Origin of the sequence: Paenibacillus arenosi, from assembly GCF_014841135.1 — a bacterium.
Taxonomy (GTDB): Bacteria; Bacillota; Bacilli; order Paenibacillales; family Paenibacillaceae; genus Paenibacillus_B; species Paenibacillus_B arenosi.
The window spans coordinates 173,496-196,969 of sequence record NZ_JACYTN010000003.1 but is presented as its reverse complement, the minus strand read 5'-3'; the positions used below and the strand labels follow the sequence as shown (position 1 = coordinate 196,969).

Below are 23,474 nucleotides of genomic sequence, written 5' to 3'. Positions count from 1 at the left end.
CCCGTTTCCTCCGTTAATAAATCGACATAACAAAAGCAATACCCGCTCCAATGGCGAAGGCGGTCAGAAATGCCTCTGCTCCCTTAGACAAGCCAGATACAAGGTGTCCTGCCATCAAATCGCGCACCGCGTTCGTTATGACTAAACCCGGCACGAGCGGCATCACGGCACTAATAATAATTTTATCCAGCTCATTCCCTAACCCTGCCTGATAACAGAAATAAGATAGTAAACCAGTGATCGTCGCGGCCATAAACTCAGCGAAGAACTTGATTGGAATCAACCTGTGCACATAAATATAGGATACGAAGCCAACCCCTCCTGCGATCAGCGCTGGTAAGAAGTCTGGCCATGTTCCGCGGAACATAATAGCGAAGCAGCCGCTCGAAATCGCTGCAGCAGCAATTTGCAACCACACAGGATAAGCTAGATTCGCGCTATCTATTCGTTTCAGCTTCTTATATGCCTCTTCTGGCGCTAACTCGCCCCTCGTAATCGCCCTTGAGATATCGTTAACCAAAGTTACTTTTTGTAGGTCTGTTGAACGAGTCGCGATCCGAAATAACCTTGTTGTAGATACAGCTCCATTAATCGCGAAAATAATACCTGTTGGAGTTACATAGCTGTGGGAGTTCTCATATCCATAGGCATCGGCAATTCGCATCATCGTATCTTCTACACGATACGTCTCCGCACCGCTAGCTAGCATAATTTTCCCTGCCAATAAGCATATTTGTGTAATCTCAACATTTCCATTCGGATGAACGTGCATGAATGAATCTCTCCTACGAAGTAGCAATTATCAGGATTATATCCTTTTCCGATCGTTTTTGAAAGAAATGTATACTTCAATTTCACGAAAAAAGAGTGCCTCCCTGTCTAAAATGACAGATAAGCACTCCATTTATCCACTATAAAGGCACCAACTCGGTTACCGGCTTGCTTTTATAGCAGGCTCAACTTGATTGGCATTCATCACAGCTTTATAGGAGATGGACTCCAAATAGTTATATTGACTCTCCACATATTTGCTATCACGTTTCACAATCTGATCGTTCTTAATATAGTACGGATCAAACGCCATACTCACCTGTCCGTTATCTAATGTAAGATGCAGTAGCCCCGTATCTGCATTGCGCCCCTTTACATAATTGGGGAAAAGGAAGTTCCCAATAGAATAGGCAATTGGCTTGCCTTTGTAAAATTCAAAGCCTTGCAAGACATGCACATGGCTACCTACAATGGCATCCGCACCCGCATCAATAATCTCTTTAGCATACGTGCGCTGCCAAGGAGCAGGACGATTCTCCTTCTCTACACCCCAATGCATGTATACGAGCAAGTAGTCGCAGTCTTTACGCTCACGCTTAATGACTGGCAGTACACTTGATTTATTATAGGCCTCAGCAATACCTGGCTCATTACCATTAGCAAACCAATACGTTTGAGGGATGAAGCGTGAAAAGGCTAAAAACTTCACTTTCTTACCATTCAACTCTACGGTATGGGCTTTGTATGCCTCTTCTTCGGTTCTTCCTCCACCTACATAGGGAAGATCCGCTTTCTCTAGATGTCTGAGCGTATCAAGAAATCCTTTATCCATAAAATCAAGCGTGTGGTTGTTCGCGATAGATACAAGGTCGAAGCCAGCATTTTTCAATCCTTTTAATGCAATTGGATCAGACTTGAAGTTATATAGCTGGTTCGTGTCTTTCACATGATGCGTTGTAATAGCTGTTTCTAAGTTAACAAAGGCATAATCCGCCTTTTCAATTTCTGATTTCACATGAACATATGGATAATCTGTGCCTTTCTTGCGAATGGTTTCTTTTACCGACCAATCCATCATCGCATCTCCAGCAAATACAAGGTTAATTGGTTTATGAGGAGAGACGGATTGCTGTTTATTTCGATCACGCTTACCTACCGCATTCCCTACTACTTCGTTGTCGCTTGGTCCCTGCGGGGCTTGGCTTGGCTGCTTTACTATAGAACTCGTTTCTGATTGCTTCTGAACCTGAACATGTTCCGTCCCTTTATGCTGAGCGATTGAAGGCGACTGGTTTAGATTGAGTTGTAGCCCTTCCTGCTGTATCCATACGAGCACACCACCAATCGCAATAAGTAATAATGTCCACGTAGCCCAAAACAGAGGGTGAAAACGATATTTATGGCGTTTCTTTCTAGACATACGCATGCCGTAAAGCTCCTTCACTTCGTTGGTCCTTTAGCTATGTAAGCCTAAATTTATGATCCATCATATACTAGCCTGCAAGGAAAAAGGTCTCAATTTCTTTAAGATTCTCCAATTTTCAAAAATATACATTCATTATTTATGCAAAATTTAACTTCATTATTCCAAACAAAGCTTTTTCCACCGATAACATCATTATGTAATAAGCCGCTGCATAAGAGAACGAGCATAAGGCTCTCAGCAGCGGCTATTTATAACTTGTTCCATTTAAGAGGAGAGGAAATAAATCGTTTACTCTAATCTATTCTTACAGCACGCTCTGGCTCTTCCCCTTCATACAAGATGAAAGCACGCGCCTTCTCATCACTTATTTCTACAAACTCCAATTCAATAGGCGCTTGGTGAATAAAATAACGTGTCTCAGTTACAGGGTGGAGAGCCATAATCTGACCATCAATCGTCAGAAGCAAGCGTTCATCTTTCGTATAAACTTCCACTTGCACCATATTTCCTTCATCCTCAATACGATAACAACCTGTGTAGGCATCATAAATATCAGGGGATACTTGGATAGCTTTTCTCGGAGGTATAAAGGCTGGTACCTCATAAGGCTCATCAAACAATATATGCTCACAAGCCGATTCTATCGCCTGAAGATACGTATAATCATGCATCACATTATTGAGAAAGATTAATGTCTTTTTTTGCTCTATAAATCGTTTGTAGTTCGTTGCATACCCAGGCCATCCGCCATTGTGGCTAACTAACATCCCTCGGGTATCCTCTTTAGCGGTAAGCCAACCATACCCATACGGGAATAGTTCTCCATTATTTAGCAGGGTAGGTGTAAATGCTTCGGCCAGTGATTGTTTTGTAATCAACTCGCCTGTACTTAAAGCTTGATCCAGTTTCAATAAATCTGCCAACGTTGAATTCACAGTACCGTCACCTTGGATACCATCCAAATAGATAACCATTTCTGTCTCAGGAAGTGTGTCTGGAAGCACGAAGCGTTCCTCTTTCACATCCCACACATATCCGAATGCATAGTTGTCTATCGTTTGACCAGAATACCTACGGTTATATATAAACGTATCTTTCATACCTAAAGGCTCAAATAAATGCTCTTTCATAAAGTCTGGGAAGCTTTTGCCGCTTACTCGCTCCACAATAATAGCAAGCAGCACATATCCCGTATTGCTATATTCCCACTTATCTCCTGGGGAAAAACGGATTTCAGGTTGATGCTCGATTAACAGCTCCAACATATTTTGATTATTCGCGATATCATCTTTGTCCCAGTTTTCTGCAAATAAAGTCATATAGTCAGGCAATCCCGAAGTATGCTGCAGCAGGTTCTTGACCGTAATGGATCGATAAGGCAGCTCCGGAATCCACTTCTCTACTGGATCGTTAACATGCAGCTTGCCTTCTTGAGCCAGCAATATAATGCCCAAGGCAGTAATCGGCTTGGATACGGATGCCAACTCAAAAATAGAATCCTTGTTTAGCAGCTGCCCCTTCTCCACATTTGCATATCCGAACGCACCATCGTAAATAACTTGCCCCTGTTCAGCTACGAGAATCGCTCCATTAAACTGCCCTCTCTCCGCGAGCGTATTGAATAATGTTTCTAGCTGTTGTTGTTTATCTGCAACTAATCTACTCATAACTAGCTCCTCCTATCCCATATTCCGTCGTGTATGGTCTTCTCGTGATGCTAGAGTCTGTTCTGTATCAGTCTCGGCCAGCCAACTCCTGCTCAACAATATTTTTCAACTTGAGCGTAATATGCTTGAGCTGCATCACCTCTTCCATCGTTAACTTTGTATAATAGCGCTCAATGATGTCTTGTTCGACCTGCTGCATTTGCGCGAAGTAATTCTCGCCCTTTTCACCCAAGCTCACTAATATTTCTCGTCTGTTATTTGGGTTAATCTCACGCTTCACATACTCGGCTTTATCTAGCTTACTAATAATTTGACTGACAGCGCTCGAAGATACCTTCATTTGTTCCGCAATTTCTCGAACGGTTACTTGCTTCTGTTTGTACAAGACCTCCAGAATTAAGGCCTGCTTCACAGATAACTCGTGCTCCATAACCTGTTGATAATAGGGCAGCAGCATCGTATTAAGCTCATACTCTGCCTCATTTATTTCTTTTACAATAGGAATAAGTTTGTTAATTTGTTTATTCATCTTAAATATTAAGTTCTCCTTATTGTTAAGTTATCTAAACAATAATGTAGCATTATTTTCCACAATCTTCAACTACACAATTGCCTGTAAAAATAAAAAAACGACTGCCCCCAGTACAGTCAGTACTAAAGAACAGCCGCTATTTAGCCATAAGCTATTAAGATGTTAACTACCACTTACTAACGTTGTTATTTCCAATCTATTAATTGAGCAGCAGGGATACGGGACGAAGGACGCCCTTCTTGTTTTTCTTTACCGATCGTAATCAGCATAATCGGCACATAGCGCTCATCCACTTCGAACTCTTTCATGAAAGAAGGAGCGTGGAAGCCGCCGATTGCATTCGTTCTCCAACCGCACTCCTGCGCTGCATACATAAATGTCATCGCTGCCAAGGAACCGTTAATCAATGCTGCATTATGAGCAACCTGCTTATCTCCATAAGCACGATTGATTTGGCCCTGCAATGATGATGCCACCTCTTCTGCCAAGAAGCCAGCTGTTACTGCAGGCAAGAATACATCATCGAAGTGGCGATAAGCTTCAGTGTCACCCAAGATCGCTACCGTTGCAGACGCATCTACGACTTGCTGTTGATTGTAAGCAATAGGAAGAAGCTTTTGCTTTGCTTCTGCACTCTGGATCACTACAAATCTCCAATGCTGCAAGTTCCAAGCAGAAGGAGTCTTCGCTGTTAGATCAAGAATCTCTGTCAGTTCTTCGCGGGAAATCTCTGCGTTCGTATCGTATACTTTTACGGAGCGGCGCTCATTAGCCACTTCTGAAAATGATTTCGTCATGATCGTTATAGCTCCTCATCAGAAAGTAATCTACTTATGTTTTGTAAGTAAATATAGTGTATAGGAAAATTGATTTTGCTGTCAATCACTAGCTTTTATCCGTGCCTATAAGGAGATCGCCCATTACACTCGCCCGCCTGCATGCATAATATGACTCAGAATCTAAACGAAGTGAGGGACGTACATGGCTAATTTCTACGCAGCTTACAAAGCCAAAATCAAGCATGCCGCTCAATTGCTCCAAAAGAAAGGGATTGTCGGTGTTGGTGTTGGCTATAAAAATCCGAAGCAGCCCAAGCAAGGCGCATGCGTAATTATCTATACAGAAACTGCTTCTGCCGTAAGTACAAGCTCTGTACCAAAATCCGTATCTACAACCGTACAAGGCAAAGTCGTGCAAGTTCCGATACGCACCATTGTGTCTGGAAAAGTTAAGGTTTTTCATGATGCCAAGGCTAAAGTCGCCCCTTATACCGATCGCATCCGTCCAGTTCCCGGCGGCTACAGCGTGGGATATCCCTCACTACCCGGTTCCCCTGGTGTATCTGGAACGGGTGGATTAATTGCCATTAACTATCCTGCTCGAACCCAATATTACGTATGCAGCAACAACCATGTCCTCAACCGCAACAATTCAGCCGATTATACCGAAACGATTCAGCCTGGAGCCGCGGACAGTGGGCAAGCAACCACGGACGAAATCGGCAGATTAGATAGATTCATCCCTTTGCAAAAAACAGGTGACAACTATCTCGATGCAGCCACTTGTATCCCGCTAGACAACAGTTTATTAAGTCCCACTTACGCGACAGTTGGTGTCGTACCAGGCCATTTATTAACGTATCGGGTTGGCGAAGTGTTCAAAAAAGTAGGGCGTACGACAGGTGCTGTTACAGGTACAGTGGAATCGGTACACACGGATTTCACCGTGAACTATGGCGATTATGGTGGACTTGGTGTCATTCAGTTCCGTGATCAGTCTGTCATTTTAGGTGCAACACCTACTTCATTGCCAGGAGACTCTGGATCGATCTGGCTGCGCAGCAGCGATAATTATGCTGCCGCTGTGAACTACGCAGGCTTCGAAGATGGACTGCGCTCTATTTCCTACCCTTTCAACTGGTTTTCTCAGTTATTTAATGTGCGGGTTGCTCAGCCGAATATAGGAGCAGGAGATATTAAAGGGGTTCGGATGAAGAGCTACTCCTATACCCGGCCATTAACGAAAAAGCAGATTAGCACGCTAAAGTCAGTACTAGCTCGAAAAGCAACAGAAATCACCAGCCATCCCTTTTAGCAAGGTTTATCTTTCATTAGCTTCAGAGAAAAACACAAAGAACCCTGTGATAGGGTTCTTTGTCCAACTACATCATGTTGACAGTTCACATCTAACAAATACAAGTCTTTCGCTTCTGTCCTACTCGATTCATCGACTCTACTTTCTCAATATAAGCCGTTGCTAGCGGGACTTTACACGCTGTGTCACCTACATCCACACTTACTTTTCCAATATGAGATGCAGCAGCCTTCGCCTCATCGTGAAGAGCTTTCACATAGGTGCCTACACTAATTACAAAGCCGTTCATCGTATATCGTACTCGATTGCGTTCTTGATGAATTGTGCGCTCTACTTGCCCTAACAAGCTACGTATTTCCTCGATATCCAACTGTTCATCTGGGGCAATAGATAAAAAGTTAGCGTACGTGCTCCACCCACAAATTGCTGTCGTCTCCACCTCAGATTGAATCCATTCACGGGCTAACTCTAACGCATAATCGCTCTCTGCTGCCACACTTGCCACCGTATATTCCGCAGGTGCATGCCATTTGGCCTGACTCACCCAACGCTGCAGCTGTTCTTTTGTCATCAACTTGGGGCTAACGGACAATCCTGCTAAATACATAGCATCGTAGTTCCCCGTCTCATATAGCGCTAAAGCCAGTTCTTGATCTTTCTTGACGTACTTGACCAGCTTCTTCATGTCACCGACTTTAACCCCGAACAACGGCTCGGGAGCTCCATGGCGCATATGTGTTTTCTTCGTTTGCTCTGTACCGAGCGCTTCCAGCTTGCTCATAATCTCTTCTATGTTCAAAGGAACGATACCACCTTTTCGTAACTGCTCTAGTCGTTATGATCTGACTTCAACACTTCCAGCTTACCATAACGCTCTGCCTCATCTGTAGAATCAGATTCCACGAAATGTTTGAGCATCGCAAGCTTGTTATCCCAGAACCGTTCGTAATAGGATAGCCAACGCTTTAACTCTTGTAGTGGTTCAGACTCTAGACGATAACGTGTTTCTCGACCTACCTTGCGATCTTTGACGAGCCCTGCTTCTGCCAAGATGCGCAAATGCTTAGAAACTGCGGTTCGACTCATTGGAAAATGTCTGCTAATGGAGGTAACCGGCATTTCCTGTTCGCTCAACAGACTTAACAACTGACGGCGCGTAGGATCTGCGATAGCCTGAAACACATCGTACTTCGGTTGAGGAGCAGCCATCTTAACCCTCGATCGTCTTGCGCAGTTTTTCCAAAATACCTATCCAACCTTGACTCATACGCTCACGCACTTCCGTATGGCTTTGACCGAACTCCGTAACTTTATCCGCATCCCAGCCCCCATGGATAAGTGTAAACTCAGTCACATCTCCTTGCTCTTCCAGCAAGAACGTAAGTGTCCAATCTTTCCCCCATGTAAATGATAGCTTATGCGGCGGCTCAATCGCTGTCACTTCACAAGGTGACTTACCGAATGGCCCTGCTTCCAAGTGAAACTTGTGGCCAACAACAGGTTCAAAATCACTAGGCATAAACCATACTGCGATCCCTTCTGCTGTGGAAACGGCAGCCCATACCTTTTCAATTGGCGCCTTTAATTGTACGGTTTTACGAACTTCTGCAAATGTTGATGCGTTATTTTGATTCAATGTTATTTCCTCCTCCAGCTAGCAAAGCCATATGTGCAATATATTGCTCGTTTACATACTCAATATCCAAATATCCAACATGCTCTTACATTCGCTACGTCATAATGCGAAACCTTTTGGTTTCGCTTTTGAGTTAGTATAGGACACCAATTGGTCTTGAGTCAACATTGAAGTCCCTTCCTTCATCTTCCTAATCTCCGTGATGTAGAGCAAATACATAGGTTCTTATAAAATTCGACACTTTTTCGTAATGAAAAGGAAACTTTGAGGAAATAGTAATGCTTGTTGGAAATTTAGATTAAGGAAAGATGGTGGAGATGGTATGCAACAGTGGCAGTGGAATGTAGGCTCCCACGAATATACAAAGAAATCTGGGTGGACAATTGCGAAATGCGCCGCCACTCTAATGTTGGCTATTGCGCTGATCGTTAGTATGCCAAATACGACTTCAGCGCTTGGTAAAGGGTCGAAGGGACCTGACGTTTACGTCGTGCAAGGTATGCTAAAAGTGTTGGGCAGCTACTACGGCAACATAAATGGCTATTTCGATGAAGCTACCGTTCGAGCGGTTAAGCATTTTCAGAAGAAGCACGGATTGCCGGTCACTGGTTATGTAGATAACCGGACGCTAGAAGCAATCTTATATGCTTATGACAGCGTGAAAATTCCAAGGCATCATCGTGGTCGAGGCCACGGCGGATGGCGAGGTAGTGGTCAAGGACAAGGCGGTGGCCAAGGGCAAGGCGGTGGTCAAGGGCAAGGTAGCGGTCAAGGGCAAGGTAGCGGCCAAGGGCAAGGTAGTGGCCAAGGGCAAGGCGGTGGCCAAGGGCAAGGTAGTGGCCAAGGGCAAGGCGGCCAAGGGCAAGGCGGCGGCCAAGGGCAAGGCGGTGGCCAAGGGCAAGGTAGTGGCCAAGGGCAAGGTAGCGGTCAAGGGCAAGGGCAAGGTAGTGGCCAAGGGCAAGGTAGCGGTCAAGGGCAAGGTAGCGGTCAAGGGCAAGGCGGTGGCCAAGGGCAAGGTAGTGGCCAAGGGCAAGGTAGTGGCCAAGGGCAAGGCGGTGGCCAAGGGCAAGGCGGTGGCCAAGGGCAAGGTAGTGGCCAAGGGCAAGGCGGTGGCCAAGGGCAAGGTAGTGGCCAAGGGCAAGGTAGCGGCCAAGGGCAAGGTAGCGGCCAAGGGCAAGGCGGTGGCCAAGGGCAAGGCGGTGGCCAAGGGCAAGGCGGTGGCCAAGGGCAAGGTAGTGGCCAAGGGCAAGAGCCATCTGAAGGTGAGAGCCCAGCTCCGCCTCCTAGCAAAGACAACGGTACTGCCCCTGAAGGCAAAAAAGGAAAAGGCAGCTCACCTACAGTCGAATAATACATCGTTGATGTAAAATAAGCATGCAAATACAGCACCCCTTCAATCTCTTTCAGCAGCATGAACGCAGCGTTTATGCCGCAAGATATACGGGGTGCTGTTTTATTTTTTATGTAAATACGATCTCACTTGTTCAATAACTTCATAATAGCTTCCTTCTGCTGCACATATTCCTCATCCGACAGAACAGGCTCAAAGCCACTCTGTGGGAGTTCGGACAGCAGATGATGCCACGATTTGCATCCCTTATAGGACTCAGCAACTGGAATCGATATCGGCTGATCTAGTCGATACATACGGATAAATAAAATATGCAAAGGAAGTTTTCGCTTCCACTTCAAACGTACATCTGCAAAAGAGTCCGTCCATATATGATAGGATGATAGCGCTCGTAACTTTTCTTCATCCATAAGCTCGATATCGTCCGTCACCTCGGCGAAGTATTCAATCGTTACAGTGGATTGCTCCGCTGACCAACCCTCCAAAGTCGATTGAAGCAAATGCTGATAGTCTGACTTCACTAGCTCAGACTTCTGGTGTTCATAGGTTGGATACAAATAGAACCTGTTATTTTCCAACTTAAATTCTTTTGTTTCTTCATATAATCCACCCTTGCGAACCGTAATAATCTGCTCTCCTGTACCTAGCGCCTTTACGGCTACAGCCCATTCTTTTAATGATAATGTGGATGTTGGCTGCTCGACTCGTTGGGACATAAATGCCCGCTCCTCTCCATACTATCAGTCTCTTATCAGATGGAACGCGAATGAATCCGATGCGCTATCAGTGTATCAGCCAAGTATATAGAATCGCAATCCTAATTCGATAAAATACCTATTATTCATAGTTGTATAGATGTATTAGAAATGTCCACTTTCTGATCGTATACTGATTTTGTGTAAAAATGTGGTATTTAAATATTAGGAAGCGAGGTTTGGAACATGATTGTGGAACTAGACAAAAATGACTTTCATCTTATACAGCCATTATTAATAAAAGACACGGAGCGAGATAACTTGCTTATACAAGCCGTTATCAACGGCACGAACCGCGGGCATATATATGTAGATGATCCTGCACAGCCGCGAACAGCGCTCGTCTATATCGTGGGTGTCATGGATTTTTTCATTGGAGATCCCCATAACGATGCATTTATAAGCCATTTGAACACATTCATCGATAACGTATACAAGCAGGTTAACTTAGACACATGCGGCGGAACGTGGATGATTTCAGCTGTATTTGATGAAGAGTGGGAAAAAGTATTAGAAACAGCATTTTCACACCGAGATTATGATACAGACTACGATTTATATTACCAACTCCATGCAGAGAAGTTTCATACTTCGAATAAGCATGCACCCTCCCTATCAAGTGAATACACGTTAACTTCACTCACCAAAGAAATGATTGAACAGGAGCAAAATGAAGAGCTCTTTGAGGACTTCCACGACTTCTGGAGCTCTGTAGATGACTTCATCGCTCAAGGGTTTGGCATGGCCATCATAAAGGACGGACAAGCTATAAGCACTTGCTACACCTGTTTTATAAATGGCTCTCAATATGAGATGTATGCAATGACCTTGGAAGAAGAAGAAAATCAAGGACTCGGTACCATGGTCAGCCGAGCGTATATTCAACATTGCCTGAATAAAGGGATATCTCCACGCTGGAGTACCCATGAAACGAATGAATCATCCTGCAAAGTGGCGGAGAAATGTGGCTTCGAGTTTGTCTACAAGCTAAAAACATACGAGTTTGAATTCTGATAGACGTCGCTCTCACCCCCACCAAAACGTAGAAATCCTTCCTAACACACGGCTAGGAAGGATTTTATTTGAACACCTAATAATATCACCGAAAGAGAGAATACCTACTTAGAAACAACCACACCTACGCTTCCGCTACACCTAGCGCAGCTCTCGCCATATTCATAACTTCTTCATCGCCAGATGCTAAAGCGAAAATACCAAGTAGTACCGGATAGGTTGTTACCTGTTCCGCAATATGCTCCTTCATTCGCGGCCATACACGTCCACCCGCTGCCTCATATCGAGTCAGCAGCTCCTCCAAGCGCTCCTCCCCAAATATAGCAGAGTAGAGAACAAAGTCTGTTCCCGGGTTAGCCACCTCTGCTTCTGTCCAGTCCAGCAAACCTGTTACCCGCTGCTGCTCATCAATAATGATGTGAGGTGGATGCAAATCGCCATGCACGAGTACAGAATGTGGCGGCCAATACGAGTCATCTGTCATCCATGCTTGCCAACGTGCCCATAGCTCCTCGGACACGCCTATCTCCTGCTTGACCTTCTCCATATGCTGCCCTAACGTTTCACGCGCTTCTGTAGGACTTTTCACACGCAGCCCAGCCTCTCTGGCAGCATCATGATCGATACCGTGCAAGGCAACCAAAGCGTGAGCTAAGGAGTCAACAAACTGAGGCGAAGGATTCTCATGATCCATATTCCACTCGTAGTTCCGCACCTCCACATTTATCCCAGCCGCGGGAACCCCATCTAATAAAGGATAAGCAATAAGCTCTGGCGTATACACTCTCCAATCAGGTACAGCAACAGGCAACTGTTGTTGGAGCAGCTTCAATACGCGATGCTCATTGTCTGCTCGCTCAAGCACATCTGATCTTCTCGGCATACGAAGCACCCATTTGACTCCATCTTTATCATTAGCAAACGCAACGAGAAAATCCATACCTGACTCATTGATCTCCACTTTTTCTGTTTGCAAATGAATGCCGTGTTTCTCAGCCAATGCCACCATTTGTTCAACTCTGTTATCGTGATTTTCTTTCTTCCCATTATCGGACATCCTTTATTTCCTCCCTTGTTATATGGTTCGTGTAAAACAACAAAAAAACACAGGCCAGCTACTGCCTGTGTCATCTGTAATCGGTAAGAAGAAAGAATCTCCTCAACATGGTATGCGATGTGTTACAAGAAAGATGCAGAAAAAATAAACTATCGGCAACGTATACAACCTCAGTAGCCGATCGCTCTTCTCTTTCTTACAACATCCATATTTTCTAAAAGGTATACAAAAAGAGGGTACAAACGTCCCTCACGTTAGCTTATAGCTATCTGGGGTTACCTTTGAAAAATGGCAGACCTATCCCGATTACTCTGTACACATGACAGAGCCTTTGAGCAATATTACCTATTAGCGCAAAGATCTTAATCGGAAATAATGTGCCACACGTAACCCCTCCGTTCCATAAATGTACACTCAGCTTATCATAAAAAATAGTTCCATTTCAACCTCGAACAAGTTTACTTTAAACCTGCACAAATAATCTCATTTTATTTATACTGTCCAATCGAAATGTTAATCCTGTAGTGACCATAGACCAAAATTTCATCTAGCAACTGCGACAACGTATGGTGATCAGGAACTTGAACTTTCAAAATAAAGCAAGGATCTCCGCTCACACGGTGAGCTTCCTTAATAACGTCCCGCTGCTGAATAAACTCTTGAAAGCTCGTATGCCTATAATCTTTCATCATTACAATGATAAATACACAGTAGGCACTGCCCATCAATTTTTCATTTACCCGAATTGTGAATCCTTCTATTACGCCCATTTCCTCTAAACGTTGAATACGATTGGCCACGGCCACACCTGACATGTGGACGACTTCCCCAATTTGCTTCCACTGCATTCTTGAATTTGTCTGCAAGCACCGGATGATTTCCATATCAATGTGATCCAACATGCGTACGCATCCTTTCACGAACAAAGTAATAAGAGCAAAATGCTTTCACCAATGCATGTAAAGACCACAAATGTGTGCGCTAGAATGAGCAATAGAGGATCCTCACCCTTTAATAATGAACGATATAAGGAGGTTTTTCCATTGTTAAAAAAGGTGTTCAGCATGCTGATACTATCGCTAGCTATAACGGTGCTTGCAGGCTTTAGCCATGAAACCGTTGGATTGTGCGGTCAAGCCAATAAAGGAACCCTTGCGGCGGCTCTCCACGGACAGCAAACTGCCTCTTCTGCTAATGCTTCGTTCGTGAAATCTGTTCCTGTAGATGATGAAGAGGATGACGACAGCGATGAAAAGGAAGATGATGATAAGCGTACGAATAAGCCTTATTGGCTGGATGCTTCCGTGGAAGATGAAGATGACCAATATTACTTAACGATTAGAACCAACTTAAAGCTATCGATTAAAAACTATAATGGTCCACCTGTGGAAGGTGAAGGGCATATCCACTTCTACTTGAACGGTACATTAATTGGACCTATCGTTGATAAGAAGCCATTTCTGCTGTCCAATCTTGTAGAAGGGAAAAATAAAATTAAGCTCGTGTTGGCTCAAAATAACCATTGGGAAACCTATGGCGTCGTAGAGGAACTAACTGTAGAAAAGGAATCTGATTAAAATAGTTGTTAGGATAAAGAACGAAGGGGCTATCCTCCTCATCATTCAAGACTTAGGAGGTAGCCCCTTCCTTACACACATAACTTGTTCTGAATCCTTTATTCTGATTTCGATTCCTGCAGCATTCGATGCAGCATCCTCTACATACAGCTCAATCCTATCAGCTACAACTCTTTAGCCACTTGCACGAGTTGTTCTTTCGTTATTTTAGGAGAATCGCTTGCTGCACTAAACACATAAGTTTTACCTCCGTGTACCTCCATCCACATCAATTCTTGATAAGTAAGACTCCCACTAAAAAGATTATTATCGTTCCTCGTGTAATGGGCTTGGTTCCCTTCGATATCCAGCTGTTCATAAGCAGAAGAAGACGGCATCATACTTTCCATTCTAATCTTCTCTGAAGCAGTGAGTACTGAGATATAAATTGCTTGCTGCTTGGAGTCACGATATATGGACGTATAACTTTTTAATGGCTCCTCAGATGACGGGACAGTTTTGCGCCAGACCACCTTCTTGCCCGTATCTTTACTTTCTTGTTTAAGTTTATCCAGCGTTTCTTCAAATGCACCGAAGAAAACGACTCCAAGAGGCGATCTCTTCATCCCTCCCTCAAATGCAAAATGATCAAGAACCTTCCTTGGAACGGTGTCAGCTATCGGCATATAAGGGATAGATTGTTTCCAACTCTCTAAATTTTTGTTAACCGCTGGCTTGGACACAGGAAATAATGGTTTCCCTTGTAATACCTCTTCCCCTTCCAAATCAGCAAAGTACACAATAGCGTCCTCACCTGACTGTAATTGCTGCTTTACATCCGCAAGCGCACGGCTAATAAAAAGTTGCTGCTCTTTGTTTAGAGTTAAATCATCGGATACAGCATTCATCATAACTGAAATGTTCCCTTTGCTTTCTTGAAACAAAAAGCTCACCCCTGCATAAGTAAACCCTAGTAAAGCAGCAGCTAATATGGAAATGACAGCTAGTTTGGGCAAGTTCCATCTTCTTAACATAGGCTGTTCCTCCCTCTCATGCACCCTATGACCTCGATACAGCGCCATCATACGGGAATCTACAGAAGGAGGACATGAAACAGTTTGTTTATATTGCTCAAACTCTTTTTTTAACTTCGCCTCAATAGACATATTCATTCGCCCCCTTAGCCGACTCCTTGTCTTGATATTGATGACGCAATCGTTTCAAGGCACGATGGTGTCTCGATTTTACGGTACCTATCGGAATTTGAAGCAATAGCGCAATCTCCTCTAACGAGTGATCTTGATAGTAGCGGAGAACAATAACTTCCTTCAGATGTAAGGGCAGTGCACTCACAATCGGAAGTAGTTCTAACTGATCTTCTAAGGCAGCAAATTGCTCAATCGCTGCCCGATCCGACTCAGCAGAAGACACCCTCTTCAAGCGATCCCATATGCGAAAACGACGCCAACCTTTCCGTTTCCAATTCCGTACTTGGCGAATGATAAGACCGTTGAACCACGCACGAAAATTTTGACCAGGAAAGTAATTATTCGCACTTCGCAACAGCTCCAAGTACACCTCACTCATCACATCTTCAACATCCTGTTTATTAGGTACAAGATAGTAAATAAAGCGATATGCATGGTCTCGTGTCATCTGATACACGATCTGAAATGCTTCTTCATCACCCTGACTCATCCGGATAAGCCAAGGGTGTATATCCATCTCCTTCATAGGGCCAGCCTCCATTCAGGTCGTACATGTCATATTGGCTCTATGGACGTAAAAGGTTCCCATTGCTTTATCATCATTTTCTTATCGTTGTACTAGCCACACTAAGAGAACCGAACCTGGGACAAGCACATACAATAGTTTAGTTACAAAGCCATTTTTGGGATAAGAGATTGCCGATACCATGAATATAGCAGTGAACAGGAAAAATAAGCAGAGGAGCATGCGTTGAATGTCCAAATCTAACTTACTTATTTGTAGCAACGCAAATATAATTAAAAACCAGCTGGCACACACCGTTGTAGGTATACCTTTAAAATAAACGCTCTGATCGACTTGCTCCATTCCTGATATATTGAAATACGCAAGACGCCATACACCTGCCACCAAATAAAGGAGTAAAAATGGTAGCATCCATAACATTGTGAAACCATAGAATAATCCTACATATAAGGGCGGGTACAAGCAGAAGTTAATGACATCCGCCAAGCTATCCAATTGCTGGCCGAATGGTGAGGATTGTCCGAAGCGACGCGCCACGACTCCGTCTAGACGATCGAGTAAGATCGTAATGGCGTAGCTTGTAAATGCCCAATTCAATTTGTTGTTGAGCAAGAGTGCAATGCTAATGAATCCAGTCATCACAGACAATGTTGTTAGTAGATTAGGAACATTCGAAAACTGCATAGCGGGGAAATACTTGCGTATGTTCATAAAGTACTCCTTCCTTGAAACTAATGATTGGTATGTACATGGAAAGCAACTATAATTGATCCATGATATACAACAAATAATAAATTCCGATGGAGTTGATACGATGACTAAGCACACCCCTCAACGAGATCAGCAACCTTGGATGGTCCTGCATTTATCAGCAGAAGAAGGAGAGTTTACTGCCGTTGGAGGCAAGGCAGCACGCTTAATCGAGCTGCATCAACGTCATTACCCTGTGCCTCATGGATTCGTCGTCACAGTAGCAGCCTTTCAACGATACTGCGAATATAATCAAATAGACACTAATTCGGATGAAAGTGAAAGAAAACTGCAAGCTGATCAGGTCTTAAACGGTAACTATCCTCCTGAACTCCAGCATGAGATAGAACAAGCCCTTTTATGTTATTCCTTCACCACCTATGCCATTCGCTCCTCCTCTATTTTAGAAGACGGAACGATTAATTCCATGGCAGGACAATATCATACTTATCTAAATGCAACAGTCGATGAGGTATTCACACTTATTAAAGCTTGTTGGGCGAGCATGTACAGTACCGCAGCAGCAGCTTATAACGAACGGAATGTAACGGTTAATGCCTTTCAGATGGGTGTCATTGTGCAAGAACAGAAAAACCCCCAATACGCAGGAGTACTTTTCACCATGAACCCCGTCAGCAAGGATACCGATCATCTCATTATTGAATGGGTAGAAGGCTTAGGAGATAAGCTTGTATCTGGTGAAGTAACGCCTAATCGAATCGTTGTATCCCGCCTGACTCGGCAAGTAACTTTTCACGTTGGCACTGCTCTACCACCTCATCTCATCCTTAGGCTCGTTCAACTCTCACTCAATATCGAGCAAGACTATCAATTCCCAATCGATGTGGAATGGTGTATCGAAGAAGACGATGTCATTATACTGCAAGTTCGCCCAATTACAGCCTTACAAGGGAAACAGAACATCATTTGGACAAACGTCAATATGGTGGAGAACTTCCCTACTGTAGTAACTCCCTTCACTTGGTCGATCGTTAGTTCATTCTATCAGCATTATACTCGACAAATGATGAAGTTGTTCGGATGGAAGGACTCAGAATTGGAGTCACTTCGTACCGTCACTGAGTACACTACAGGCATTCATGCAGGACGAATCTACTATAACCTAAGCAATTGGTATGAAAGTGCTTATTTGCTACCTATCGGCCCGCTGCTTAAAACACTGCTTGATAATTTTATTGGTCAACAAGTCCCTTTTCCGTTCATACCAAATACCGATATCCCCTCTAAGTTCAACAAGCAAAATAAAATCAGACGCTACCTTTCCTTCTCCTACCATTTCACGAAGTTGTGGATGTCAGCCTCAACGCGAGTGGAACAATATGAAACTGCTTTCTACAAAAGAAGGTCCAAGTGGCGCGCTGGCGGCTATAACCAGCTGTCGCTTCATCAATTGCTCCAAGTACTAGATGACGTAATGAACGGACTGGTAAAACACTACTATGATCGACCTGCGGTCGTCGACTTACTGGCGGCAGTGTTCCCAGGAGGATTGAAACTTCTCGTTAAGCGCTGGCTGAAAAATGTCGACATCAATACGGATTTAGCTGTTGTTCATCTTATGCAAACAGAAGATATACGCAGCTTAGAGCCTTCACACCTTATCGAAGAACAAGCTATGCTCATCCATTCACACGCTCCATGGCAGCGTCTATTGGAGGAGAACAAACTAGAAGAACTTGAACGACAACTTCATGGCGAGGCAAGGAAGAAGTTTGAACGATTTATGGAGCAGTACGGTGGAAGATGCTATCACGACTGCACGATTGTCTCTCCTACTTTTGAGGAACGACATGATTTGTATTGGCAATTAGTAAGAAAATATCAAGCCGCTTCACAACAGCGTACTTCCTCATCATCGAATCCATCGTCAACACAGGAAACCCAGTCTTCTGTTATCGATTGGAAAGCACATATCCTGCAATCCCTAACACGTTGGCAGCGAGTCGCTTTCCGCTTCCTCCTGCATCATACCCATCAATCGATTCGCTTACGAGAGAGAAGCCGTATTATCCGCAGTTTATTATTTGGAGAAATTCGCCAGATCGCGCTACAGATGGGGCAACGGCTCGTTGAAAAAGGACATTTGGCACAAGTTGAGCAAATATTCTATTTGCAATGGAACGAGATTCAAGAACTCGCATATGGAAAATATCAATTTCCCGAGACAATTCCAGCACTTATTGCACTACGTCAAGATGCACATCGAAATAACGAGGGTACAGAACCTCCAAGCCTGTTTGTGCGCGAACAAGGAATTTACTATCAAAGCCAACCTATGCCGCCTATCGATCATGATCAAGAACAAACACGACTTGTAGGCATTGCTGTATCAGGAGGAACCGTTACCGGACGAGCACGAATTATCTTCGATCCCGTAAATGAACCAAGTTTGGAGCCAGGTGATATTCTTGTTACTAGGAGCACAGACCCGGGTTGGACACCCTTATTCAAAATTGCGGCTGGCTTAGTTGTCGAGAAGGGCGGCATGTTATCCCACTGTGCAATTGTGGCACGAGAATTCGGCATTCCTGCTATTGCCGCTGTAGAGCGAGCAACCTCACGCATTGCCGATGGAGATATTCTCATCCTCCATGGTGATACTGGTGAAATTGAACGGGTTGAACTGGCTGCTGATGTACGTGAAATCATATGATGCACGTATGGCGCTTTATTCAAGAGCGGTACCCGCTATTCATAACGATTCCCCTCTGCATCATCGTCACGTTAAGCCTAATACCGTCTATCGATACGGGCAAGTACCACAATCACTTGTTGTTAACTTCGCTTGCTGTACTTACGACATGGCTCGGACTATTATTGCTGCGCGCAGCGGATGATTTACATTCCATACAGGCTGACCGAGATAAGAGTCCTCATCGTGGTTTAGTGACAGGCTATATTCAAGCCTCTGCGCTGCGCCGTAACTGTATACTCATTCTAGTACTCCTTATCTTTCTGCACGTCCAGAATTGGATTGGGGTTGTGATACTATGTGTTCTCACGGTTTACTATTGGTTGTGGTTCAAGTTAAGTCCACGCCTCCCAATCTTACTTCGCCCTTTCGGTTCCAATTTCATATTTGCGATCATACCGTTCTATATAGGTGCTGTCCATAAAATACCTTGGCAGGTAGAGTCTTTATACTTTGCAGGATTCCTTTACTTTGCCGTTATTGCCCATGAATATGCCCACAATATACAGCCTGATAGGGGGGATGAGCATGAGCTAGAACCTACATCCACGCCACTTACATATACACAGATCATCGGTGCAAGAGGTACAGCTCTCCTAGCCGGTTTACTATTTGCGAGTTCATTCATTTGCGGCGCTATAATGGCGAGTATCATGAAGGAGGGTGCTTTCTTAATTGCGCTAATCATTCATATGCTTGTGAATACCTATTTAATCGGCATGCTCATCTACCAGCCTAGTTCGAAGCTTTCTCGAAAGTTCTACGTACTTGGCTTCACCTTTTTTATCATTCCTTTATCTGTCCGTATAATAGTAAGGGCAATAAATACAATAAACATCCCTTAGTAAATAAGCGATGACATTAAGATTCTTTTCGTAAAGAGAAACAGTAACTATAATCAGAAAGGTTCGAATGCCCATGCTATTAGCATTGCAAATACTATTGTTTATGATGCCTGTTATTTTGGGTGGCGTCACGAATATGATATTTGTTAAATTGCCTTTTGTTCGTAAGCATCGCCGTCCCATGGATGCTGGGCGATATTGGAGAGATGGAAAGCGGATTTTCGGCGACAATAAGACATGGTATGGATTTATGGGCATGATCCTATTTACAGCATGCTGGTTCGCAGCGATGGGATGGCTCGTTGATCACTGGACTTGGTTAAAATCCAACTCCCTCCTACCATGGGATACCTATAATACTCCTTATACAGAATGGATGATTGGGATGCTATGGGGATTCAGTTACGTGCTGTTCGAACTTCCCAATAGCTTTATCAAACGCCGCATAAACATTCCACCAGGTCAAAACCGAAAAGGATGGCTCGGTATCTGCTTCACGGTCATTGACCAAGCTGACTCGGTTATCGGCTGTATGATTGCCACTTATCTTTTCTATCAGCCTACCATTCTTGAAGCAGCGTTGTTCCTCCTAATCGGGACAACCGTTCATTACATTATCAATATCCTTCTCTATCTGATCGGATTGAAACAACAAGCGGGATAACTTGCTATGCAGGCAAGCTATCCCGCTTGTCTCTATGTTTATATCTTAATTAGACGCTTGCAGCTCAATAAGGTGTGGATTCTCCTTTACCTTATCGAGAATATATCGAGAAAGATTGTGATAAATCGTCTCCATATACGAGAAGTGCAGCAAATTATGAGCCAATAAGTAGAGATTATAGCGAACCACCGCTAATTCCAACGCATTCAGTAAGGTAATCTGTTCAAATTCTTCCCTGTCCAGTGATATTCCGCTCGCACGCTCTAAATAGAAGCGATATTGTTCCATATAGGTATCCCATTGTTGGATCGAGGCATTCTCTCCGACTGTGTACGACAAGAACTCCACACAATCATGCTGAGGATTCTGATAACATACAAGTTCCCAATCATATACAACCAACTGCTTAGTACCATTAGTAGATCTTAATCCTAAATTACGCGGATTAAAGTCATTGTGGGTAATCGTCTGATGATATTGCTTCATTCGCTGCTTATGAGAAGGGAGTTGGAGAATAAATTGACGCAGCAAATGATAGAGATGTGGAGAAATCAGTGTGGGAAAGCGTGTATAGTTATATTCCGTCAAAGCAAGCAGTAGCTCAGTTGCATCCTCACAGCCAGATTCATCTATCCGCTCTATCTGAAGAACAGCAGGCAGCTCATCTGCTTTATTTAAAAACAATGCATGCATCTTTGCTACATCCGCAAGCACATAATCAATATGCTCTTCATCCCAGACAGCAAGCGATTGAATCGTCCCGAGATGACTGCAGGCAGATAAGTCTTCCATAAGGATAGCATAAGCCTCCTTGTCTTCATCACAAGTTACACCGTACACATGTGGACAATACTGTAACAACGCCTCCGATGCCTGTTGATAAAAAGCTATTTCTCTAACGTGGGATCCTTCAAATCCAAAAATATGCATTTGCGACTCAAATAAACCAGATAATCGGTCATCTCCTGACAGTTTTGCAATTCCGATACCTAGATCCATAACTTCCCGATCATTGGATTTCACTTTCAGAATAACAGGAAGGTAAGTAGTAGTTGTATCTCTTACGTTACATTCTTGCCGGAGATGAGGTTGTAAATGCAACAGATAACGATGAAGACCTTCAAACGAACTGTTATTGACTTTAAGCATATTAGTAACAACACTTGATTCCGTGTTTAAAGGTGTCAGTTCAAAAGACGTTACTTTACCATACGCCTCTCCAAGAAGTGCCTGAAAAAATCGAGGCTTAATATCATTCCGCCGAATACCCATCCCTTCGGCCTTTCTTCCTAAACGCTCATGCGCTTTGACAAACTCGTTTGAGATGATAGCTGACGAAGTAGATAGATCTAACGCGAGGCAGGCAGATGCAATAATTTCTGCCAGCTTGTACAGTTTTCCACGCCCGTAACACCCCATCATTTCAAGGCATTCACGCTGAGTGGGTAAGCTTGTTCCTCCTCCCACTGTGCCGATAACTAATGAAGGAAGCTGTACATGAAAGGTAATACCATCACCCTCCCGACGCGCCTTGAAAATACCACAGCTTGCTTCATGAATGGAGCCCATATCTTGTCCAGTAGCGCTAAATACACCCGCAATGATATTGGCAAAATTAACATTATGTCCGATCATTCCTGTTTGCAGGGCACCAACTTCTGCTGCATACCAACATTTCATGTATTGATCCACGGAAACTCTCAGCGTCTGCTTAAGTATAGCTTCTGGAATATGGATCGAGGCATTTACCTGAATCCCTCTTCCTCCGATAAAATTGCGGTATGCTACCTTCTTGTCTCCTGCCTGATTGCCTTCAATCATGTAGCGGACATATTTTAATTCTGCAAGATGTTTAACCTTAGACGCAATCCATTCGCAAGCGACATAGGTACAGGAAGTCGTCATATTTTGTCCAGCGGCATCTCCTGTTTCGTAACCGAACTGCACATGCACGAAATCTGCAAATGGATAAGTATGTAAGGTAATCAATTTAGCAACAGAAGATACTCGTTCTGCCTCAGCTTTAATCGACACTTTATGTTCATCTATCCATTGAGCAAGTCGGATCGCGCTAGACATATCCTCGCAGAAAAATACAGGAGCACGAACCATCGTCTGCTTAAGGACATGCACCTCAATTCCTCCCGCAGCATTACAAGCCTTAGCCCCTCTAGATATGGAACTAATAAGCGCTCCTTCCGTCGTTGCAATCGGGATAGGTATATGCCCATTTGCGTAGGTGCCCCGAACCCATAATGGACCTGCTATCCCTAAAGGAACCTGAATGGAACCTATATAATTTTCAATGTTTCCTGCGAGCATAGATGGCTGTTCGTGAAAGAGGGACTGAGTTACATGCATGAGCGTATTACCCGTAAATTGTTCAAGCCACTGTTGGCGGGCTGCTGTTGCATCCTGAGTGTAATGTTTGCGTCCAATAAAGGAAGGAAACGGAGTAAATTCCGACGATGAAAAACGATGTAGAGGTGAATTACCTAAGATGACTGCGTATATATGCTGATGTAGGAAGTCAATAGACTCAGCATCCTGTAACTGTACAGCTATTATCAGGGAGCATTCATCTATACCAAGCAATACGTCGGTGACTGTGAACGGATAGACCTCCTTATCCATTTCGTATTCATACAAACCAATGCGAGACAATGCATCACCCGGCTGCAGGTGCACGTCGTGTTGATAGGTCATTATTCGAAAGCCATCGTACCAGTAGTGAGATAAATATCCTTCATAATGTTGACTGTTATACTCAAAATATAACTTTGGCATTCGCTGATCATGAAAGCTACGCACTTGCTGCCTATCATCAAAATGATCCATTAAAATCCCCCTCCTGACGCTTCTGCTCTTTGCCATTTCACATTTCATGCAGATCATATAGAAACGATCTG

General features: G+C 43.9%; 22 protein-coding genes. 7 read left to right on the top strand and 15 right to left on the bottom strand.

All coding sequences use genetic code 11. The features are described from left to right. Nucleotides 1-13 precede the first annotated feature (13 nt). The 5 genes from IFO66_RS06870 to IFO66_RS06850 form a co-directional block, all read right to left on the bottom strand. The gene (locus IFO66_RS06870; protein WP_192024427.1) at nt 14-772 is read right to left on the bottom strand and encodes a threonine/serine exporter family protein; all 759 of its coding nucleotides are present in this window, start codon (nt 770-772) and stop codon (nt 14-16) included. A 159-nt stretch (nt 773-931) separates the two neighbouring features. Continuing rightward, entirely contained in the window at nt 932-2,197 is a 1,266-nt protein-coding gene (locus tag IFO66_RS06865) for a CapA family protein (RefSeq protein ID WP_225445558.1), read from the bottom strand. A 293-nt stretch (nt 2,198-2,490) separates the two neighbouring features. After that, nucleotides 2,491-3,864, bottom strand: a complete 1,374-nt coding sequence (locus tag IFO66_RS06860) for a serine hydrolase domain-containing protein (RefSeq protein WP_192024426.1) — start codon at nt 3,862-3,864, stop codon at nt 2,491-2,493. A gap of 67 nt (nt 3,865-3,931) precedes the next feature. Beyond that, nucleotides 3,932-4,393, bottom strand: coding sequence for a MarR family winged helix-turn-helix transcriptional regulator (locus tag IFO66_RS06855; RefSeq protein WP_192024425.1), 462 nt, complete (start codon nt 4,391-4,393; stop codon nt 3,932-3,934). Between the two features lie 188 nt (nt 4,394-4,581). After that, a complete protein-coding gene (locus tag IFO66_RS06850) occupies nt 4,582-5,193 on the bottom strand; it encodes a nitroreductase family protein (protein WP_192024424.1) in 612 nt (203 codons plus the stop codon). A 184-nt stretch (nt 5,194-5,377) separates the two neighbouring features. Between IFO66_RS06850 and IFO66_RS06845 the strand changes: the two genes are divergently transcribed. Further along, nucleotides 5,378-6,490, top strand: coding sequence for a hypothetical protein (locus tag IFO66_RS06845; protein WP_192024423.1), 1,113 nt, complete (start codon nt 5,378-5,380; stop codon nt 6,488-6,490). A gap of 91 nt (nt 6,491-6,581) precedes the next feature. Here the strand turns inward: IFO66_RS06845 and IFO66_RS06840 are convergent, their stop codons facing one another. Genes IFO66_RS06840 through IFO66_RS06830 form a run of 3 tightly spaced genes read right to left on the bottom strand, consistent with a single transcriptional unit; the run spans nt 6,582 to nt 8,126 of the window. Then, on the bottom strand, nt 6,582-7,289 hold the full coding sequence (locus IFO66_RS06840) for a DNA alkylation repair protein (protein WP_192024422.1): 708 nt from the start codon (nt 7,287-7,289) through the stop codon (nt 6,582-6,584). A gap of 29 nt (nt 7,290-7,318) precedes the next feature. Then, on the bottom strand, nt 7,319-7,699 hold the full coding sequence (locus IFO66_RS06835) for an ArsR/SmtB family transcription factor (RefSeq protein WP_192024421.1): 381 nt from the start codon (nt 7,697-7,699) through the stop codon (nt 7,319-7,321). 1 nt (nt 7,700) lies between these two features. Continuing rightward, a complete protein-coding gene (locus IFO66_RS06830; RefSeq protein ID WP_192024420.1) occupies nt 7,701-8,126 on the bottom strand; it encodes an SRPBCC family protein in 426 nt (141 codons plus the stop codon). Nucleotides 8,127-8,448: 322 nt separating this feature from the next. On the opposite strand from IFO66_RS06830, the gene IFO66_RS06825 reads away from it, so the two are divergent. Beyond that, nucleotides 8,449-9,477 (top strand): peptidoglycan-binding domain-containing protein, encoded by a 1,029-nt coding sequence (locus IFO66_RS06825; protein WP_225445557.1) that lies wholly within the window; start codon nt 8,449-8,451, stop codon nt 9,475-9,477. A 125-nt stretch (nt 9,478-9,602) separates the two neighbouring features. Here the strand turns inward: IFO66_RS06825 and IFO66_RS06820 are convergent, their stop codons facing one another. Further along, nucleotides 9,603-10,193 carry a DUF1802 family protein gene (locus IFO66_RS06820; RefSeq protein ID WP_192024419.1) on the bottom strand — a complete coding sequence of 197 codons (591 nt, stop codon included), beginning with the start codon at nt 10,191-10,193 and terminating at the stop codon, nt 9,603-9,605. Between the two features lie 225 nt (nt 10,194-10,418). On the opposite strand from IFO66_RS06820, the gene IFO66_RS06815 reads away from it, so the two are divergent. Beyond that, the gene (locus IFO66_RS06815) at nt 10,419-11,246 is read left to right on the top strand and encodes a GNAT family N-acetyltransferase (protein WP_192024418.1); all 828 of its coding nucleotides are present in this window, start codon (nt 10,419-10,421) and stop codon (nt 11,244-11,246) included. 124 nt (nt 11,247-11,370) lie between these two features. Here the strand turns inward: IFO66_RS06815 and IFO66_RS06810 are convergent, their stop codons facing one another. Together IFO66_RS06810 and IFO66_RS06805 are read right to left on the bottom strand one after the other, a co-directional pair. After that, nucleotides 11,371-12,303, bottom strand: coding sequence for a macrolide 2'-phosphotransferase (locus IFO66_RS06810; RefSeq protein WP_192024417.1), 933 nt, complete (start codon nt 12,301-12,303; stop codon nt 11,371-11,373). A 488-nt stretch (nt 12,304-12,791) separates the two neighbouring features. Continuing rightward, nucleotides 12,792-13,205 carry an Lrp/AsnC family transcriptional regulator gene (locus IFO66_RS06805; protein WP_192024416.1) on the bottom strand — a complete coding sequence of 138 codons (414 nt, stop codon included), beginning with the start codon at nt 13,203-13,205 and terminating at the stop codon, nt 12,792-12,794. Between the two features lie 141 nt (nt 13,206-13,346). Between IFO66_RS06805 and IFO66_RS06800 the strand changes: the two genes are divergently transcribed. Next, nucleotides 13,347-13,880, top strand: coding sequence for a hypothetical protein (locus tag IFO66_RS06800; RefSeq protein ID WP_192024415.1), 534 nt, complete (start codon nt 13,347-13,349; stop codon nt 13,878-13,880). 164 nt (nt 13,881-14,044) lie between these two features. Here IFO66_RS06800 and IFO66_RS06795 read toward each other — a convergent pair whose 3' ends face one another. From IFO66_RS06795 to IFO66_RS06785, 3 genes are all read right to left on the bottom strand, one after another. Then, nucleotides 14,045-14,893, bottom strand: a complete 849-nt coding sequence (locus IFO66_RS06795) for a hypothetical protein (protein WP_192024414.1) — start codon at nt 14,891-14,893, stop codon at nt 14,045-14,047. Nucleotides 14,894-15,014: 121 nt separating this feature from the next. After that, on the bottom strand, nt 15,015-15,593 hold the full coding sequence (locus IFO66_RS06790; protein ID WP_192024413.1) for a sigma-70 family RNA polymerase sigma factor: 579 nt from the start codon (nt 15,591-15,593) through the stop codon (nt 15,015-15,017). An 81-nt stretch (nt 15,594-15,674) separates the two neighbouring features. Further along, nucleotides 15,675-16,304, bottom strand: coding sequence for a CDP-alcohol phosphatidyltransferase family protein (locus IFO66_RS06785; RefSeq protein WP_192024412.1), 630 nt, complete (start codon nt 16,302-16,304; stop codon nt 15,675-15,677). A gap of 103 nt (nt 16,305-16,407) precedes the next feature. Between IFO66_RS06785 and IFO66_RS06780 the strand changes: the two genes are divergently transcribed. The 3 genes from IFO66_RS06780 (at nt 16,408) to IFO66_RS06770 (ending at nt 20,565) form a co-directional block, all read left to right on the top strand. Continuing rightward, nucleotides 16,408-19,017: a PEP/pyruvate-binding domain-containing protein gene (locus IFO66_RS06780; RefSeq protein ID WP_192024411.1), complete on the top strand. Its 2,610-nt coding sequence runs from the start codon at nt 16,408-16,410 to the stop codon at nt 19,015-19,017. Then, on the top strand, nt 19,014-19,901 hold the full coding sequence (locus tag IFO66_RS06775; protein ID WP_192024410.1) for a hypothetical protein: 888 nt from the start codon (nt 19,014-19,016) through the stop codon (nt 19,899-19,901). Before IFO66_RS06780 ends, IFO66_RS06775 begins: the two co-directional genes overlap by 4 nt. A gap of 67 nt (nt 19,902-19,968) precedes the next feature. Continuing rightward, entirely contained in the window at nt 19,969-20,565 is a 597-nt protein-coding gene (locus IFO66_RS06770; RefSeq protein WP_192024409.1) for a CDP-archaeol synthase, read from the top strand. Between the two features lie 45 nt (nt 20,566-20,610). On the opposite strand, the gene IFO66_RS06765 is transcribed toward IFO66_RS06770, so the two are convergent. Continuing rightward, the gene (locus IFO66_RS06765; protein ID WP_192024408.1) at nt 20,611-23,403 is read right to left on the bottom strand and encodes a phosphotransferase; all 2,793 of its coding nucleotides are present in this window, start codon (nt 23,401-23,403) and stop codon (nt 20,611-20,613) included. Between the last annotated feature and the right edge of the window lie 71 nt (nt 23,404-23,474).

Bases quoted from the DNA above. Each gene is read 5' to 3' on its own strand.
- IFO66_RS06870 (WP_192024427.1), bottom strand. From the start codon at position 772: ATGCACGTTCATCCGAATGGAAATGTTGAGATTACACAAATATGCTTA.
- IFO66_RS06865 (WP_225445558.1), bottom strand. From the start codon at position 2,197: ATGCGTATGTCTAGAAAGAAACGCCATAAATATCGTTTTCACCCTCTG.
- IFO66_RS06860 (WP_192024426.1), bottom strand. From the start codon at position 3,864: ATGAGTAGATTAGTTGCAGATAAACAACAACAGCTAGAAACATTATTC.
- IFO66_RS06855 (WP_192024425.1), bottom strand. From the start codon at position 4,393: ATGAATAAACAAATTAACAAACTTATTCCTATTGTAAAAGAAATAAAT.
- IFO66_RS06850 (WP_192024424.1), bottom strand. From the start codon at position 5,193: ATGACGAAATCATTTTCAGAAGTGGCTAATGAGCGCCGCTCCGTAAAA.
- IFO66_RS06845 (WP_192024423.1), top strand. From the start codon at position 5,378: ATGGCTAATTTCTACGCAGCTTACAAAGCCAAAATCAAGCATGCCGCT.
- IFO66_RS06835 (WP_192024421.1), bottom strand. From the start codon at position 7,699: ATGGCTGCTCCTCAACCGAAGTACGATGTGTTTCAGGCTATCGCAGAT.
- IFO66_RS06825 (WP_225445557.1), top strand. From the start codon at position 8,449: ATGCAACAGTGGCAGTGGAATGTAGGCTCCCACGAATATACAAAGAAA.
- IFO66_RS06820 (WP_192024419.1), bottom strand. From the start codon at position 10,193: ATGTCCCAACGAGTCGAGCAGCCAACATCCACATTATCATTAAAAGAA.
- IFO66_RS06815 (WP_192024418.1), top strand. From the start codon at position 10,419: ATGATTGTGGAACTAGACAAAAATGACTTTCATCTTATACAGCCATTA.
- IFO66_RS06810 (WP_192024417.1), bottom strand. From the start codon at position 12,303: ATGTCCGATAATGGGAAGAAAGAAAATCACGATAACAGAGTTGAACAA.
- IFO66_RS06805 (WP_192024416.1), bottom strand. From the start codon at position 13,205: ATGTTGGATCACATTGATATGGAAATCATCCGGTGCTTGCAGACAAAT.
- IFO66_RS06795 (WP_192024414.1), bottom strand. From the start codon at position 14,893: ATGTTAAGAAGATGGAACTTGCCCAAACTAGCTGTCATTTCCATATTA.
- IFO66_RS06790 (WP_192024413.1), bottom strand. From the start codon at position 15,593: ATGAAGGAGATGGATATACACCCTTGGCTTATCCGGATGAGTCAGGGT.
- IFO66_RS06785 (WP_192024412.1), bottom strand. From the start codon at position 16,304: ATGAACATACGCAAGTATTTCCCCGCTATGCAGTTTTCGAATGTTCCT.
- IFO66_RS06780 (WP_192024411.1), top strand. From the start codon at position 16,408: ATGACTAAGCACACCCCTCAACGAGATCAGCAACCTTGGATGGTCCTG.
- IFO66_RS06775 (WP_192024410.1), top strand. From the start codon at position 19,014: ATGATGCACGTATGGCGCTTTATTCAAGAGCGGTACCCGCTATTCATA.
- IFO66_RS06770 (WP_192024409.1), top strand. From the start codon at position 19,969: ATGCCCATGCTATTAGCATTGCAAATACTATTGTTTATGATGCCTGTT.
- IFO66_RS06765 (WP_192024408.1), bottom strand. From the start codon at position 23,403: ATGGATCATTTTGATGATAGGCAGCAAGTGCGTAGCTTTCATGATCAG.